13 protein-coding genes are annotated in these 15,579 nt (G+C 68.7%); 2 read left to right on the top strand and 11 right to left on the bottom strand.

Annotated elements, in window-relative coordinates; genetic code table 11:
• The first annotated feature begins 10 nt into the window (after window positions 1-10).
• Window positions 11-502: a Cys-tRNA(Pro) deacylase gene (ybaK, locus tag GEV27_RS11480; protein ID WP_279586768.1), complete on the top strand. Its 492-nt coding sequence runs from the start codon at window positions 11-13 to the stop codon at window positions 500-502.
• On the opposite strand, the gene GEV27_RS11485 is transcribed toward ybaK, so the two are convergent.
• Complete coding sequence (locus GEV27_RS11485; RefSeq protein ID WP_153652402.1) at window positions 499-1,035, bottom strand: hypothetical protein; 537 nt, start codon at window positions 1,033-1,035, stop codon at window positions 499-501. The genes ybaK and GEV27_RS11485 overlap by 4 nt on opposite strands.
• 13 nt (window positions 1,036-1,048) lie before the next feature.
• Complete coding sequence (gene dnaE, locus GEV27_RS11490; RefSeq protein WP_153652401.1) at window positions 1,049-4,585, bottom strand: DNA polymerase III subunit alpha; 3,537 nt, start codon at window positions 4,583-4,585, stop codon at window positions 1,049-1,051.
• Between the two features lie 201 nt (window positions 4,586-4,786).
• Here dnaE and GEV27_RS11495 point away from each other — a divergent pair, with 201 nt between their 5' ends.
• Window positions 4,787-5,194 carry an iron chaperone gene (locus tag GEV27_RS11495; RefSeq protein WP_153652400.1) on the top strand — a complete coding sequence of 136 codons (408 nt, stop codon included), beginning with the start codon at window positions 4,787-4,789 and terminating at the stop codon, window positions 5,192-5,194.
• A gap of 1 nt (window position 5,195) precedes the next feature.
• On the opposite strand, the gene GEV27_RS11500 is transcribed toward GEV27_RS11495, so the two are convergent.
• The 9 genes from GEV27_RS11500 to GEV27_RS11540 form a co-directional block, all read right to left on the bottom strand.
• Window positions 5,196-7,973: a PQQ-binding-like beta-propeller repeat protein gene (locus tag GEV27_RS11500; RefSeq protein ID WP_153911466.1), complete on the bottom strand. Its 2,778-nt coding sequence runs from the start codon at window positions 7,971-7,973 to the stop codon at window positions 5,196-5,198.
• On the bottom strand, window positions 7,970-9,271 hold the full coding sequence (locus tag GEV27_RS11505) for a hypothetical protein (protein ID WP_153911467.1): 1,302 nt from the start codon (window positions 9,269-9,271) through the stop codon (window positions 7,970-7,972). Before GEV27_RS11505 ends, GEV27_RS11500 begins: the two co-directional genes overlap by 4 nt.
• 83 nt (window positions 9,272-9,354) lie before the next feature.
• Window positions 9,355-10,161: an ABC transporter permease gene (locus GEV27_RS11510; protein WP_153652397.1), complete on the bottom strand. Its 807-nt coding sequence runs from the start codon at window positions 10,159-10,161 to the stop codon at window positions 9,355-9,357.
• Complete coding sequence (locus GEV27_RS11515) at window positions 10,158-11,132, bottom strand: ATP-binding cassette domain-containing protein (protein WP_153911469.1); 975 nt, start codon at window positions 11,130-11,132, stop codon at window positions 10,158-10,160. Before GEV27_RS11515 ends, GEV27_RS11510 begins: the two co-directional genes overlap by 4 nt.
• A 91-nt stretch (window positions 11,133-11,223) precedes the next feature.
• Window positions 11,224-12,204 carry a DUF6454 family protein gene (locus GEV27_RS11520; RefSeq protein WP_153934369.1) on the bottom strand — a complete coding sequence of 327 codons (981 nt, stop codon included), beginning with the start codon at window positions 12,202-12,204 and terminating at the stop codon, window positions 11,224-11,226.
• A gap of 62 nt (window positions 12,205-12,266) precedes the next feature.
• Window positions 12,267-13,490, bottom strand: coding sequence for a pyridoxal phosphate-dependent aminotransferase (locus GEV27_RS11525; RefSeq protein ID WP_153652394.1), 1,224 nt, complete (start codon window positions 13,488-13,490; stop codon window positions 12,267-12,269).
• Between the two features lie 119 nt (window positions 13,491-13,609).
• Window positions 13,610-14,572, bottom strand: coding sequence for an RluA family pseudouridine synthase (locus tag GEV27_RS11530; RefSeq protein WP_153652393.1), 963 nt, complete (start codon window positions 14,570-14,572; stop codon window positions 13,610-13,612).
• Complete coding sequence (lspA, locus tag GEV27_RS11535; protein WP_153934371.1) at window positions 14,569-15,099, bottom strand: signal peptidase II; 531 nt, start codon at window positions 15,097-15,099, stop codon at window positions 14,569-14,571. The genes GEV27_RS11530 and lspA overlap by 4 nt, the downstream gene beginning before the upstream one ends.
• 59 nt (window positions 15,100-15,158) lie before the next feature.
• The gene (locus GEV27_RS11540) at window positions 15,159-15,560 is read right to left on the bottom strand and encodes a TraR/DksA family transcriptional regulator (RefSeq protein WP_153652391.1); all 402 of its coding nucleotides are present in this window, start codon (window positions 15,558-15,560) and stop codon (window positions 15,159-15,161) included.
• Window positions 15,561-15,579: the final 19 nt, after the last annotated feature.

Raw genomic sequence — 15,579 nt, forward strand, 5'->3', positions numbered from 1 at the left:
CGGTAAGGCTGTGGCCGCCAACCAGAAGCCCGCAGACGCGACACCGGCCTTCGTCATGCTCCACCGTGCCGGCATCGACTTCACCCCCCACTCGTACGTCCACGACCCGCGCGCGGAGTCGTTCGGCATGGAGGCGGCGCGCGCCCTCGGCGTGGAGCCGGCCCGGGTCTTCAAGACCCTCATGGCGGTCGTCGACGGAGAGCTCTGCGTCGGCGTCGTCCCCGTGATGGGCTCGCTGGACCTCAAGGCCCTCGCGGAGGCCCTGGGCGGCAAACGGGCGCAGATGGCCGACGCGGCGCAGGCCCAGCGGGCCACGGGCTACGTCATCGGCGGGATCTCCCCCGTCGGGCAGAAGAAGCAGCACCGCACGGTCGTCGACCGGTCAGCCTCGCGGTGGGAGACGGTCTTCGTCTCGGGCGGACGTCGTGGGCTCGAGGCCGAGGTGCGACCTGAGGATCTCGTGCGGGTGACCGGAGCGGTCACCGCCCGCATCGCGCGCTAGGCGTACGTCGCGGGGTCCGGCTCCCGGCGGGTCGACCAGACGGCACCGACCAGACCGATCAGGCCGAAGATCGGCCACACGAGGAACGGGACGATCCCGTCGATCTTCAGCTGGGCCGGGATGCGGTCGCCGACGGACGGCCTCGCGACCGTGGCCGGGTCGGGCGGACCGAGCTCGACCCCGATGCGCCAGGCCAGGAGCGCCGCGAGCACCGTCACGACCACCACGAACGGGGTGAGGACCCAGCCGAGCTCCTCGAGCCGCCGGCCGGTGACCCAGCCCCATCCGAGCGAGACCACGGCACCGATCGCCACGAACACCACGATCACGCCGAACTGCCCCTGCGACTCGGACTCGGACATGACGATCCCGCGGGAGGTGACCTGCCACTGGGCCGGATCGGCCAGCCAGACCCACACGAGACCGCCCACGACACCGAGCAGCAGCATGACGACGGCCGCGAGCACGACGCGCCGAGGCACCGCCGGGGTCACCCGCGGCGGGTTCGAGGTGGGGAGCGAGGGTTCGCTCACGACGGGCACGGGCTCAGGACAGGCAATGGGGACCCAGCAGCTCTTTGAGGTCGGCGATCAACGACGACGACTGTGCCACACGCAGGCTGTCGTCGAGCCGCATGACCTTGGTCGTCCCGTTGCCGACGAGCCGCAGGTGCACCTCGGACATGCCGGGATGGGCCGACAGCACCTGCTTGAAGGTGCCGATCGTGTCGGCGGTGCAGCGGGCCACCGGGAGGGTCACGACGAGCGGACGCTCGGGGCCGCCGGACCCCATCGCGGGCATCGTGACCTCGAGGGCGTTGAGCTCGATGCCCTCGTCCTTGCGGCGCACGCGGCCCTTGACCACGACGATCGTGTCGGGCACGAGCACCGGCATCGCGAGCTGGTAGGCACCTGGGAACACCATGACCTCGATGCCGCCCTCGAGGTCCTCGATCGTGATCGAGGCCCAGGGGTCGCCCTTCTTGCTCATCCGCCGCTGCACGCCGGTGATGAGCCCGCAGATGCGGATCGTGCTGCCGTCGGGCAGATCGGTGTTGGTGAGCAGGTCGCCGATCGTGGAGTCGCTGCTCGCCCGGAGCACGTGCTCGAGGCCCTGCAGCGGGTGGTCCGAGACGTAGAGGCCGAGCATGTCGCGCTCGAAGGCGAGCAGCTGCGTCTTCTCCCACTCCGGCATCGTCTCGGGCACCTCGACCCGGCCGCCCGTGAAGACGTCGTCGCCGCCGCCGAACAGCGAGTCCTGGCCGATCGCGGCCTGCCGCTTGAGGTCGATGTAGAGGTCGACGCCCTCCTCCGCCACGGTCGTCAGCGCGCGCCGACGGTGCCCGAGGGAGTCGAAGGCCCCGGCCTTGATGAGCGAGTCCAGCACGCGCTTGTTGCACACGAGCGTCGGGACCTTGTCGAGGAAGTCGTTGAAGTCCGCGTAGGGGCCGCCCGTCGTGCGCCCCTCCACGATGCCCGCGACGACGTTCTCGCCGATGTTGCGGATCGCGCCCAGGCCGAAGCGGATGTCGGGGCCCACGGAGGCGAAGTTGGAGACCGACTCGTTGACGTCGGGCGGGAGCACCTTGATGCCCATGCGACGGCACTCGTTGAGGTAGATCGCCGACTTGTCCTTGTCGACGCGCGTGCTGGTCAGCAGCGCCGCCATGTACTCGGCCGGGTAGTTGGCCTTGAGATAGGCCGTCCAGTAGGAGATGACGCCGTACGCCGCGGAGTGCGCCTTGTTGAAGGCGTAGTCCGAGAACGGGAGCAGGATGTCCCACAGCGTCGTGATCGCCTTTTGCGAGTAGCCCCGCTCGAGCATGCCCTGCTGGAAGCCTGCGTACTGCTTGTCCAGCTCGGACTTCTTCTTCTTGCCCATCGCGCGACGCAGGTTGTCGGCCTGTCCGAGGGAGAACCCGGCGAGCACCTGGGCGATCTCCATGACCTGCTCCTGATAGACGATCAGGCCGTAGGTCTCCCCCAGCACCGTCTCCAGCGGCTTCTCCAGCTCGGGGTGGATCGGGTCGATCGGCTCGCGGCCGTTCTTGCGGCGGGCGTACTTGTTGTGCGAGTCCGCGCCCATCGGTCCGGGGCGGTAGAGCGCGCCGACGGCCGAGATGTCCTCGAACTTGTCGGGCTTCATGCTGCGCAGGAGCGCACGCATCGGCCCGCCGTCGAGCTGGAACACCCCGAGCGTGTCACCGCGGGCGAGCAGGTCGTACGTCGCCTGGTCCTCGAAGTCGAGGTCCTCCAGGACCAGGTCGATGCCCCGGTTGCGCTTGATGTTGATCAGCGCGTCGTCGAGGACCGTGAGGTTGCGCAGGCCCAGGAAGTCCATCTTGACCAGCCCGAGCGCCTCGCACATCGGGTAGTCGAACTGGGTGATGATCGCGCCGTCCTGCTCGCGCTTCATGATCGGCACGATGTCGATCAAGGGATCGCTGGACATGATGACGCCGGCGGCGTGGACGCCCCACTGACGGATCTGGCCCTCCAGGCCGAGGGCGGTCTGGTAGATCTTGCGAACGTCCGCGTCCTCGTCGTGGAGCTTGCGGAAGTCACCGCCGTCGCCGTAGCGCTTGTCGTTCTTGTCGAACAGGCCCTTGAGGGTCACGCCCTTGCCCATGATGTCGGCCGGGAGCGCCTTGGTGATGCGCTCACCGTGCGAGAACGGGTAGTCCATGACGCGGGCGGCGTCCTTGATCGCGGCCTTGGACTTGAGCCGGCCGAACGTCGCGATCATCGCGACGCGCTCCTCGCCGTACTTGTTGCTGACGTAGCGGATGACCTCGCTGCGGCGGCGCTCGTCGAAGTCGATGTCGAAGTCGGGCATCGAGGGGCGCTCGGGGTTGAGGAAGCGCTCGAAGATCAGGCCGTGCGTGAGCGGGCACAGGTCGGTGATGCGCAGCGCGTACGCGGCGATCGAGCCCGCACCCGATCCACGCCCCGGGCCGACCCGGATGCCGTTGTCCTTGGCCCAGTTGATGAAGTCGGCGACCACGAGGTAGTAGCCGCAGTAGCCCTTGGTGCGGACGACGTCGAGCTCCATCTCGGTGCGGGCGCGAACCTCGTCGGTCAGCTTGTCGCCGGGGTAGCGGCTCTCGATGCCCCGCCAGACCTCCTTGACGAACCAGCTCTCCTCGGTCTCCCCGTCGGGGATGTCGGCGCGAGCCATGTAGCCACCGTTGGACTCGGTGAACTCGACATTGCACCGCTCGGCGATCAGGAGCGTGTTGTCGCACGCCTCCTTGAGGTCGAACCGGTCCTCCCACAGGTCGCGCATCTCGGCGGCGGACTTGATGTAGAAGTCGTTGGAGTCGAACTTGAAGCGGTTGGGGTCGGTCAGGGTGCTGCCGGACTGGACGCACAGCAGGGCCGAGTGCGCCTCGGCGTCCTCGGGGCTCGTGTAGTGCGAGTCGTTGGTCGCGATGGCAGGCAGGTCGAGATCGGCCTTGAGTCGCAGCAGCCCGTCGCGGACCGTGCGCTCGATCTCGAGGCCGTGGTCCATCAGCTCGAGGAAGAAGTTCTCCTTGCCGAAGATGTCCTGGAACTCGGCGGCCGAGGCACGCGCCTTCTCGTAGTTGCCGATGCGCAGCCAGGTCTGGATCTCCCCGGACGGGCAGCCAGTCGTCGCGATCAGGCCCTTGCCGTAGCGCTGCAGCAGGTCACGGTCGGCACGGGGCTTGCGGTACTGGCCCTCGAGGCTCGCGTAGGAGCCGATGCGGAACAGGTTGTGCATGCCTTCGGTGGTCTCCGAGAGCAGCGTCATGTGCGTGTACGCGCCGCGGCCCGCGACGTCGGCGTCCCGGGCGCCCTTGTTCCACAGCACGGCCTTCTTCTCGTGCCGCGGGATGTTGGGCGTGAGATAGGCCTCCATGCCGATGATCGGCTTGACCCCGTGCGCCTTGGCCTTGCTGTAGAAGTCGTAGGCGCCGTGCAGGTTGCCGTGGTCGGTCATCGCGATCGACGGCATGCCCAGCTCCGCGGTGCGTTCGAAGAGCCCGTCGAGGAGAGCCGCGCCGTCGAGCATCGAGTACTCCGTGTGGACGTGCAGGTGCACGAATGACGAGTCACTCGACATCGAAAAAAGGCCTCCTCGGCGCGGTCTGGGGGGAAGATCTACAGCCTAGTCGAGGGTCCCGACGAGAACCGACGGCACGCCGTACGCACCCCGCCGCCCCAGGGAAAAGCCCCCGTGGGGACCGACGATGAGGGTTTGCGGTAGCCCGAGCGACCCGGAACCCTCATCGTCCGTCCGGTCCCCGGCGGCCATACTGGAGGCATGGCCCAGCACCCGGATCGCGAGAAGCAGACCTACACGACTGTCGAGGACTACATCGCCGCGGCGACGTACGACGTCGAGCCCCGGCTGCAGGAGATGCGCTCGGTCATCCGCGCCGCGCTGCCCGACGCCGAGGAGACGATCAGCTACAACATCCCCGCCTACAAGCAGCACGGCGTCGTCATCGTCCAGTTCGCAGGCTACGACGAGCACACCTCGCTCAACTTCTTCCCGACCGCCGGGGCGTTCGCCCGGTTCGACGAGGAGCTGAAGCCGTACAAGACGTCCAAGTCGGCGATCCGCTTCCCGCTGGACCAGCCGCTGCCCGTCCAGCTGATCGGGGACATCGCCCGCTTCCGGCTCGAGGAAGCGGCCCAGTTCGCGGCTCGCAAGCGCTCAGGAGGATGAGCTACTCCTTCTTGGGCTCCTTCGGCTTCGGCAGCGCGAAGAGCCCTGCGTCGTGCAGCGGGTCCGCCGGGACCCTGCGCCCGGTCGCGTCGTAGGCCGAGCTCCACGAGTAGTCGTTGCGCGTCAGCGCGAACCCGCCGTCGAACGGAGTGACGTCCGGTCCCGCCTGCAGGCCGTTGCGGGCCTCCTTGGGGACGTTCCACCGCCCCGTGATCTTGCCGCTGGCCGCGTCGAGCGTCATCACCTCGACCGAGACGCCGTTGCTCATGGTCACGAGCACCGCCTTGCCCCCGTCGACGAGGTCGATCCGCTCCGTCGCCAGCGAGTTCAGCCGGTCCCGCTCCATCGAGTCCTTGATCGACGAGGTGCTGGTCCTCCAGCGGGCCTCGCGGTCCCTCAGCGAGTAGCGCACGACGCCTTGGGGCTGCAGGACGATCACCTCGCCGTCGTCGAAACCGACACTGACGTGACTGGACGAGACCGCACTCCACAGGGAGAACGTCGCCAGGTCGTCGGCGAGGTAGTCGCGCTTGACCGAGCCTGATCGGCCGACGACCCGGCCCGTGGCGGGGTCGAGGGCCACGAGAGCGTCCTTGACCGTCCCCTCCGGATCGGACATGTCGCCGAACGTCGTGGAGATCCACAGGCCGTTGCCGCGCCACGTCCAGATCGGGTTCCTCACGTCGACCTTGGACAGCACCTTCTTCGCCTTCGTCGACCAGACCCGCTCGAACCCCGGCATGCGATAGGCGTCGATCGCCCAGTCACGTCCCCCCTGGAGCTTCGAGGTGCTGATCAGCAGCGACGGGTCCTCGGGCGTCCGCTCCACCTGGTACGGCTGACGTGCGAGCCTCGCAACCGGCACCAGCTGCCCGCCCTGGATGCGACTCACCCTCGAGTCGCCGGTCACGATGAGCACGACGCCGTCGTGGACGATCATCTGCGACACCCGCTTCGCCCCGCGCGGCAGGTCCAGCCGATCGATCACCGTCCCGTCCGCGGCGTTCACACGCAGCAGCGCGTCGCACTCAGCCCGCTCCCCGCCCGAGCGATAGGCGATCGTGAACGTCTTCACGTCCCGGTCCGGCTCCGCCGCCGAGCAGACGCGCGCGTCCTTGGCGTCGTCCACCTGCAGGGTCCACTTCTGCTTCCCCGACGCGGGGTCCAGACCCGTCACGACGTTCCCGGCGTACGTCACGACCGTGGATCCGGTGCTGAGCGCTCCGGCATGACGTTCGTTCGCGGCACGTGGTGGGGTCTCGACACCGCCGAGGACCTCGACGTCGGTATCGGTCGGCCCTGCGGTTGGCACCGCCCGAGCCGCCGAGCTGTCGGGCTGCGGGTAGGTGAAGACGCCGATGTCGTACTTGCCGCCCTTCGGCTCCTTCGGAGCGGCATAGCCGGTGAAGGCACGCCGCCAAGCATCGAAGTTGCGGGTCAGCACGACACCCTCCGCGAACAACGTCATGCCCGGCTCGGTCTGGAAACCGTTGCGGTACTCCGCGGGGACGGGCCACCGTGCCGCGAGCTTGCCGGTCTTGACGTCGGCCGCGACGATCTCGACCCCGGTGTTGTTGCTGACCGACGCAAGGACGTGACCGTCCGGCGTGACGCCCTGCGGCAGGACCGTCGTCAGCGGGTAGTCCTCCTCGGAGTCGAGCTCGAGCTGGCTGAGATCCAGGTCCCACACCATCTTCCCGGTCTCCAGCGAGTAGCGCGACAGCCCGCGGACCTGCGCGAAGATCGTGTCTCCTCCCGGCAGTCCGAGGGCCCGGTCGAGCTGGTTCGCGGCGCTCGCGACATCGAGCTGTCCCTCGGGCGCACGTCCTCCGCTGTCGGACGCCGCATCGTCGCGGCCCAGGACCTTGCCCGTCAGGGGGTCCACCTGCGCCATGTGGACCCGGCCATCGGCCTGCTGCACGAGCCACGCGGCGTTCCCGGGTGCGGCCGAGATCAGGCAGTCGTCCCGCACCTCGGGGAACAGTGCACCGTTGTCCGCGGTCCAGAGGTGCTTGAACGACGGCAGGGCGTAGCCGTCCACGTGGCACCGACCGCGATTGTCGCTGCGCGTCCCGATGAGGACGTCGCCCTCGGGGGTTGTGTGGAGCTGGTCGTAGGAGTCCGCCTCGAGGCGGACGACAGGTTGGGGCTCGCCCTTGGCCATCTTCCAGACGGCACCGGACGTGTCGACGATGTGGTCGCGTCCGCCGACCGTGAACAGATGGTCGACTGCGCCGCCCGAAGGTCCGTCGAACTCGGCGGGCGCGTTGAGAACATCGCTGAGCCGCTTGGAGGTCGACAGCACCTTGCCGTCCGCGACCGATATGGTCGCGAGATCCGAGCAGTACGAGTCGGCGCCGTACGCGACCGTGAAGCTCTTCACCGCGCGGTCCGGCTGCGAGACGAAACAGACTCCGCCGGTGCCCATGTCGAGATCGGCCGTCCACTTCTGCTCACCGGATGCGAGGTCATACCCCGAGAGGTCGTCGACGGAGTAGCCGACGATCGTGCGCCCGCTCACGAAGGCACCGGAACGGCGCTCGACGAGGGCGTCGCTCGAGGAGCCGGAGGCCATCTTCTCCAGCTCGTCCGAGGCCGCGAGCAGCACCTTGGGCTGCAGCGCCGGCCCGGTCGCCGGCCCGCGTGCGGTCGGAGCCTTCGCCGGGACCGGCAGCGCTCGCGCCGTGTCGTCCTTGCCCTTCTTCTTCGGCTCGTCCCCGCCCGTGCACGCCGTCAGCCCCACCGCGATGGTGGCGACCAACGCCGCCAGACGCCTCACAGACCCAACCACGTGCGGGTGGCCGCGAAGATCTCGGGCTCGCTGCGTCCCAGCGTGTCGGCCGCCTCCTCACGAGAGCTGGCGTAGAAGGTCTCGGCTGTCTTGAACACGGCATCGCGTCCCTTCTCGTCCTCGATGGACGCGTAGACGGCGCCGGCGCATGCGTAGAACTCGCGCTCACGCGGCGTCTCGTGGAACTCCTCGTACCCCTTCAGCGCCACGCGCTCGAACTCCGCGAACGTCGATCGGATCGAGGCGCCCTCCCGCGCCATCAGACGTGCGCCACCCTCCGCCGCCCACATCGCGAGCCCCTCGACGGCCCACGTCGGGGTGTCTCCCGGTCCGGACCACTGCTCGGCGAGGACGTGCACCGCCTCATGGCATGCCACTGCGGTGAAGTCCGACCTGCTGAACGACGCCTCGTGCAGACCCACGCGACCCGTGCCGCGTGGCAGGCCATTGTCCTTGACCGGCTTCTTCTGACCCCGCGCGAGCTCGTCCGGGTCCACGAACGGGTGGTAGTAGGCGTGCGCGTCCGCATCGCTGATGCCGACACCTCCGTAGAGCTTGCCGTCCACCGCCGGCCAGGTCAGGGCGTACAGGACCTTGTCGACGCCACGAGGGCGCGGCATCGTGGCGAAAGCCCGCGCGGCGCCGGTCTCGATCTGCGCGGCGTACGCCCGAGCCCGCTTGCGATCCTGGAGTCGAAAGACGATCCAAGCGTGCTTGGTCTCGATCGCGTCGACCTCCGCGACGTCCCAGATCGACGGGTCGTAGCTCTCCTCCACGTCGCCGACGCTCATGAGCTCGAGCGGCGCGTCCGCAGTCTTCTTGCGGAACCCGGCGCGGGTCGTCTCGACCACCTGCTGGCCGTCGCATCCCATGACGGTGTGGGCGAACACGAGGTCACCGGTGTACTCGACCAGCCCTCCGGAGGCATTGCGGGTGCGCCCGTTCGGCACGCCGACGTACCACTCGCCCTCGACGAAGCCGAGCCGCTCGAAGTTGTCGAAGCGTCGACGCCAGCGCTTCTCGAAGTCCTTGAGACCGTAGTCCCCGGGGTCGATGACGGCCTTCAGCCGGTTGACGTCGCCGGTGCGGAACGCCTGGTTGAGGCGGTCACGCAGCGCCGCCGTGTCGGCCTCCGTGACCACGTTCCCCGTGCGCGGCTTGACGATGTTGGGACCCGTGGGCGTCGCGGTGGGCTTGGTCTTCGAGCCATCCTTGCCACCGCCGCACCCGGCCAGGAGCAGCCCCGCCGAGCCGAGCAGGAGCGTACGTCGTTGCAGATCTGTCATGGGTCCCCCGTCCCGAAGTCGCCCACACGATAGCGGGAACCATCAGGCCGCGGGGGCGTTTTGGACACCCTTTCTCATCACGCTCAGCGGCTGCTGGCCAAGCGGTACTGACGGACGGACAGCGGCACGAAGACGACCAGGATGATCAGGACCCAGATCAGCGTGTAGAGGATCGGGTTCTGGATCGACCACGCGTCGGAGTCCGGCGGGATCCCCCCGGTGTTGCCGAACAGCTCCCGCGTCGCCTGGGTGACCGCCGAGACCGGATTCCACTCCACGATCGTGCGCAACGCACTGGGGAACGAGTCGAGCGGCACGAAGGCGTTGGAGACGAAGGTCAGCGGCATGATGACGATGAAGGAGGCGTTGTTGATCACCTCGACGCTCGGCACCAGCAGGCCCACCCAGGCCATGACCCAGCTGATCGCGTAGGCGAACACGAGCAGCAGCAGGAACCCGGCCAGCGCGTCGAGCACGCCCTCGCGCATGCGCCAGCCGACCAGCAGCCCCGTCAACGCCATGATGATCAACGAGAGCACGTTGTAGACGATGTCGGACGTCGTCCGGCCCACCAGCACCGCCGAGCGGGACATCGGCAGCGAGCGGAAGCGGTCGATGATCCCCTTCTGCATGTCCTCGGCCAGACCGGCGCCGGTGAACGTCGCGCCGAAGACGACCGTCTGGGCGAAGATGCCGCCGATCAGGAACTCGCGGTAGTTGACCCCGTCACCGGGGTCGATCGCGCCGCCGAAGACGTACGCGAACAGCAGCACGAACATGATCGGCGAGATCAGCACGAAGACCAGGATCTCCGGGACGCGGATGATCTTGATGAGATTGCGCTTGGCGACGACCCAGCCGTCCGTCGCGTGGCGGGTGAGCGTGGTCATCGGGCCACCTCCTCGTTGTCGTCGTCGGCGTCCTCGGCGGCACGCCCGGTCAGGCTCAGGAACACGTCGTCGAGCGTGGGCCGTCGCAGCCCCACGTCGAGCACGTCGATCGCGGCGGACTCGAGCTGCCCGAGCACCGTGCGCAGCTGCGGGACGCCGCCCTTCACGGGTGCGGTCAGCTCCCGCTCGTTGTCTCCGAGCTGCACGTCGCCGACCGCAACCTCCGCGAGGATGCGCGCCGCTTCATCGCGCCGCGCCGGATCGGTCAGCACCACCTCGATGCGTTCACCGCCGGTCTGCGCCTTCAGCTCGTCGGCGGTGCCGCGGGCGATCGCGCGGCCGTGGTCGATGACGACGATGTCGTCGGCGAGCAGATCTGCCTCCTCGAGGTACTGCGTCGTCAGCAGCAACGTCGCCCCCGAGGACACGAGATCGCGGATCACACCCCACATCTGCTGGCGGCTGCGCACGTCCAGGCCCGTCGTGGGCTCGTCGAGGATGAGGACGGGCGGCTCGGCGACGAGGGCGCCCGCGAGGTCGAGTCGGCGCCGCATGCCTCCTGAGTACGTCTTGGAGGGCCGGTCCCCCGCGTCCGCGAGGTCGAAGCGCTCCAGCAGGGCGCGGGCACGCGCAGAGGCCTTCGCCTTGGGCATGCCGTAGAGCCGCCCGACCATCTGCAGGTTCTCGTAGCCCGTGAGGTGCTCGTCGACCGCGGCGTACTGGCCCGACAGCCCGATACGTGCGCGGACGCCGTCGGGGTCCTTGGCCACGTCGATGCCGGCCACCTCGGCCGTACCGCCGTCGGCCTTCAGCAGCGTCGCCAGGATGCGCACCGCCGTCGTCTTGCCGGCACCGTTGGGACCGAGCAGACCGAGCACCTTGCCCTCGGGCACCGTCAGGTCGAGCCCTGCCAGCGCGTCGACACCTTTGTACTTCTTCACCAGCCCGGTCGCCCGGATCATGTCAGCCATGCGTCGAGACCTCTCGTATTCCTAGTTGGAACATGTGAGGTAAATCATGCCGCATGCCACCGACAGAAGCGAAATGGCATGGTGATGCGCCTCACTTCTTCTGGATGGTGGCCCGGTACGTGAGGATCTCGGTCCCGTTGCCTTCCTCGCCGTTGTCGGGGGCGACGCGCATCGTCAGCGATGCCCCGTCGGCCGTGACCTTGACGGGGTTGCGGGTCACCACGTGGCCGGCCGTCGACCACTGCTGCAGCGGCACCTCACGCAGGACGCGGTGCGAGCGCAGGTCGATCAGCGCCAGGCCACCGAGCTCGTACGTCGCCGCCGGTCCCCCGGCGCTCGGTGTCTGCGGCAGGTTCGCCACGCCGCCGCACAGCATCTTGCCCGCCGGCACGTACTGGCAGTCCTGGTAGTCCACGAAGAAGCTCGTGTTGGCCCACGTGCTGAGCTGGCGGCCCCGACGGTCCCACTCAGCGAACCGGCGCGACCCCCACGTGTTGCCCACGAGGTGGCCCGTCGACTTGTCGAGCACGATGCCGCCGAAGTGGTCGTCGACCTCGAACTGCTTGCGGACGCGCAGGCTCTCGGCGTCCACCCGGTAGACGATGCTGCGGCTGTTCGGCCGGTACTCCGCGACCGGCACCCACACGTCCTTGCCGTCGAACTCGATGCCGCCGGGGTGATACGCGTCGCCCTCGCCCAGGACGATGTCCTTCTCGAGACGGCCCTGGCGGTCCATCACGAACACGTGCCCGACGCCCTTGCCGGGCGAGCGGTCGTAGCCGTCGACGGGGGTCGGGTACGTCACCGTCGGCTCGAGGATCTCGACCGCCGAGAGGAAGATGCGGTCGCCCGCGAAGGCGATGCCCTCGGTGTGGAACGTCGGGAAGTCGAGGCGCATCTTGTCGACCAGCCGCCACTGCGTGCCGCGGTCGACGGCACCGAAGGTCTTCACCAGCGCCGAGTCGCGCGAGCGGTGGTCGGTCGGTCCATGGGTCCCTGCGCCCGCAACTGCTGCGGGGGCTGCGGCGACCAGGGTCAGTCCTGCAACGAGAGCGAGCTTGATGGGGTTCATCTGGCCACCGTAGGCACCCATGATGGATACCGCACCACCTCAGGGTGACGGCCGGCTGAAGATCAGACCTGCTGGTAGCTGCTGAGGAAGTTGCCGAGCCGCTGGATCGCGTCGGAGAGGTCGCGGGCCCACGGCAGGGTCACGATGCGCAGGTGGTCGGGCTCGGGCCAGTTGAACCCCGTGCCCTGGGTCAGCAGGATCTTCTCCTGCAGCAGCAGGTCGAGGACGAGCTGCTGATCGTCCTTGACCGGGTAGACCTCGGGATCGAGACGCGGGAACGCGTACAGGGCCCCCTTGGGGGTCACGACGCTCACGCCGGGGATCTTGCGCAGCTCGGCCACCGCGGTGTCGCGCTGCTCGAGCAGTCGCCCACCGGGGAGGATGAGCTCCTTGATCGACTGATATCCACCGAGGGCGACCTGGATCGCGTTCTGCGCCGGGACGTTGGGGCACAGCCGCATCGAGCACAGCAGCGTGATGCCCTCGAGATAATCGCGCGCCCGCTCCAGCGGTCCGGTCGCGACGAGCCAGCCGGCCCGGTAGCCGCAGACCCGGTACGCCTTGGACAGGCCGTTGAACGTCAGGGTCAGCACGTCCGGGGCGACGCTGGCCATCGGGACGTGGACCGCGTCGTCGTACAGGATCTTGTCGTAGATCTCGTCGGCCATGAGCACGAGGTCGTGCTTGCGCGCGAGGTCCGCGATGCCCGCGAGGGTCTCGCGCGAGTAGACCGCACCGGTCGGGTTGTTGGGGTTGATGACGACGATGACCTTGGTGCGGTCGGTGATCTTGGACTCGAGGTCGGCCAGATCGGGGTTCCAGTCGTTGTCCTCGTCGCACCGGTAGTGCACCGGCACGCCGCCCGCGAGGTTGGTCACGGCTGTCCACAGCGGGTAGTCCGGGACGGGGATCAGCACCTCGTCGCCGTTGTCGAGCAGCGCCTGCAGGGCGATCTGGATCAGCTCGGAGACCCCGTTGCCGATCCACACGTCGTCGACGTCGATCGTCGGGAAGCCGTCCTGCAGCTGGTAGTTGTGCACGACCGCCCGGCGCGCGGACTGGATGCCGCGCGAGTCCGAGTAGCCGGCCGAGGCCGGGAGGGCCGCGATGACGTCCTGCAGGATCTCGGCGGGCGCGTCGAAGCCGAACGGCTGGGGGTTGCCGATGTTGAGCTTGAGGATGCGGTGGCCCTCGGCCTCCAGTGCCGCGGCTCGCGCGCTGACGGGTCCACGGATGTCGTAGAGGACATCCCTCAGCTTCTCGGACTGGCGGACGACAGAAGACATGGGCGCCATTGTTCCACCTGCCTCTCCCGCGTCTGCCGAGTGGCGCAAAGCATCCTCTGAGCGGCGCATTCTGGCCCGACTCGCCGTCTCACTTTGTCCGGGTTGCGCCACTCGCGGGATCAGCGGGGCAGCGGGTTGTCGTCGATCGTGCGGACGACCTCGAGCGCGTGCACCAGGTCGTCGGGATAGTCCGAGCTGAACTCGACCCACTCACCCGTGCGGGGGTGGGTGAACGCGAGCCCTTTGGCGTGGAGCCACTGCCGGTCGAGCCCGACCCGCTTCGCGAGCGTCGGGTCGGCGCCGTACATCAGGTCACCCACGCACGGGTGGTGGATCGCGCTCATGTGGACGCGGATCTGGTGCGTGCGGCCTGTCTCGAGGCGGATCGTCAGCAGGCTGGCGAACCGGTGGGCCTCGAGCGTGTCGTAGTGGGTGATGCTGTCGCGGCCGCCGTCCTTGACCGTGAACTTGAAGTCGTGCTTGGGGTGACGCGCGATCGGCGCGTCGATCGTGCCGGTGTGCGGATCGGGGTGCCCCTGCACCAGCGCGTGGTACGTCTTCTCGACCGTCCGGTCGCGGAAGGCCTGCTTCAGCACGGTGTAGGCGTGCTCGGACTTGGCCACCGCCATGAGCCCGCTGGTGCCCACGTCGAGACGGTGCACGATGCCCCGGCGCTCGGGTGCTCCCGAGGTCGAGATGCGGATGCCGACCCCGGCGAGGTGGTCCAGCACGGTGGGGCCGGACCAGCCGACGCTCGGGTGGGCAGCCACGCCGATCGGCTTGTCCACGACCACGATGTCGTCGTCCTGGAAGACGATCTTCATGCCCTCGACCTCGGTCGCCACGACGACCGCGGTGCGGGGTGCGGGGATCGAGGCCTCGAGGATCGAGCCGGGCAGGACGCGGTCCGACTTCGCCGGTGCGACGCCGTCGAGGGTCACGTGCCCCTCGGCGACGAGCTCGCTGGCCCGCGTGCGGGACAGGCCGAGCAGACGCGCCATCGCGCTGTCGACCCGCTCGCCGGCGAGCCCTTCGGGGATCTGGATGACCCTGTGCTGCAGCTCGGCACCTTCGGTGCTCATGACTTCTCCTCGCGGGTGCCGTCCAGGCGGATGCCGCGCCATGCGCGCCAGACGATGATGATGGCGGCGAACGTCAGGGCGATGTCGGCGACATTGCCCACGAACACGCCGTAGTCGATGAAGTCGACCACGTGGCCGCGCAGCGGAGCGGGCTCACGGAAGATGCGGTCCACGAGATTGCCGAGCGCCCCGGCGAGCAGCAGGCCGAGGCCGACGGCCCAGCCCTTGTCGCGCAGGCGTGAGGCGGTGCGGATGACCCCGATGCAGACCGCGATCGCGATGAGGCTCAGCACGAGCGTGAAGCCCGCACCCGTGCTGAGGGCCGCGCCCGGATTGCGCAGGAACGTCAGCGACAGCAGGCCGGGGACCAGCTCGATCGAGTCGCGGCCCTGCAGCTTCTCGACGGCGATGACCTTGGTCACCTGGTCGATCACCAGCACCACGAGCGCGACGACCGTGAACAGTCGGACGTACGTCCTGCTTCCCGCGGCATCGCGGACGAAGGAGGGATCTCGGTGGGTACGCATCTCGCCGCCCATCATCCCATGGCGATGGTGAGTGCCCGCCCGCGGTCGCAGCCGCAGGGTCAGCGACGCTCCTCGCGCTGCTTGCACGTCATGCAGAGCGTGGCGCGGGGGAACGCCATCAGACGGTTCTTGCCGATCGGCTCACCGCACACCTCGCACTGACCGTAGGAGCCCTGCTCGAGCCGCTCGAGCGCCTTCTCGGTCTGCAGCAGCAGCTCGCGCTGGTTGGCGGCGAGGGACATCTCGGCGTCGCGCTCGAGGCCCTTGGAGCCCACGTCGGCCTGGTCGTTGCCGGCACCGTCGACGCCGTCACGCAGCAGGTCCTGCAGCTCGCGGGCGGAGTGGTCGAGCTCGCCCCGCAGCCGGGTGAGGTCCGCCTCGAGCTCGGCCCGGACCTCCTTGGTCTCCGCAGCGGTCCAGGGGGTCTCGTCAGCTCGTACGGCGAGCTTGGTGTTTGGCATGCGTGGAGAGTAGACCCCA

Source organism: Aeromicrobium sp. S22, from assembly GCF_009661045.1.
In the GTDB taxonomy this organism is placed as follows: domain Bacteria; phylum Actinomycetota; class Actinomycetes; order Propionibacteriales; family Nocardioidaceae; genus Aeromicrobium; species Aeromicrobium yanjiei.

What these genes read in the sequence shown, in the direction of transcription:
- GEV27_RS11495 (WP_153652400.1), top strand. Translation starts at nt 4,787, where the DNA reads ATGGCCCAGCACCCGGATCGCGAGAAGCAGACCTACACGACTGTCGAG.
- GEV27_RS11530 (WP_153652393.1), bottom strand. Translation starts at nt 14,572, where the DNA reads ATGAGCACCGAAGGTGCCGAGCTGCAGCACAGGGTCATCCAGATCCCC.
- lspA (WP_153934371.1), bottom strand. Translation starts at nt 15,099, where the DNA reads ATGCGTACCCACCGAGATCCCTCCTTCGTCCGCGATGCCGCGGGAAGC.
- GEV27_RS11520 (WP_153934369.1), bottom strand. Translation starts at nt 12,204, where the DNA reads ATGAACCCCATCAAGCTCGCTCTCGTTGCAGGACTGACCCTGGTCGCC.
- GEV27_RS11510 (WP_153652397.1), bottom strand. Translation starts at nt 10,161, where the DNA reads ATGACCACGCTCACCCGCCACGCGACGGACGGCTGGGTCGTCGCCAAG.
- GEV27_RS11540 (WP_153652391.1), bottom strand. Translation starts at nt 15,560, where the DNA reads ATGCCAAACACCAAGCTCGCCGTACGAGCTGACGAGACCCCCTGGACC.
- GEV27_RS11525 (WP_153652394.1), bottom strand. Translation starts at nt 13,490, where the DNA reads ATGTCTTCTGTCGTCCGCCAGTCCGAGAAGCTGAGGGATGTCCTCTAC.
- GEV27_RS11515 (WP_153911469.1), bottom strand. Translation starts at nt 11,132, where the DNA reads ATGGCTGACATGATCCGGGCGACCGGGCTGGTGAAGAAGTACAAAGGT.
- dnaE (WP_153652401.1), bottom strand. Translation starts at nt 4,585, where the DNA reads ATGTCGAGTGACTCGTCATTCGTGCACCTGCACGTCCACACGGAGTAC.
- GEV27_RS11505 (WP_153911467.1), bottom strand. Translation starts at nt 9,271, where the DNA reads ATGACAGATCTGCAACGACGTACGCTCCTGCTCGGCTCGGCGGGGCTG.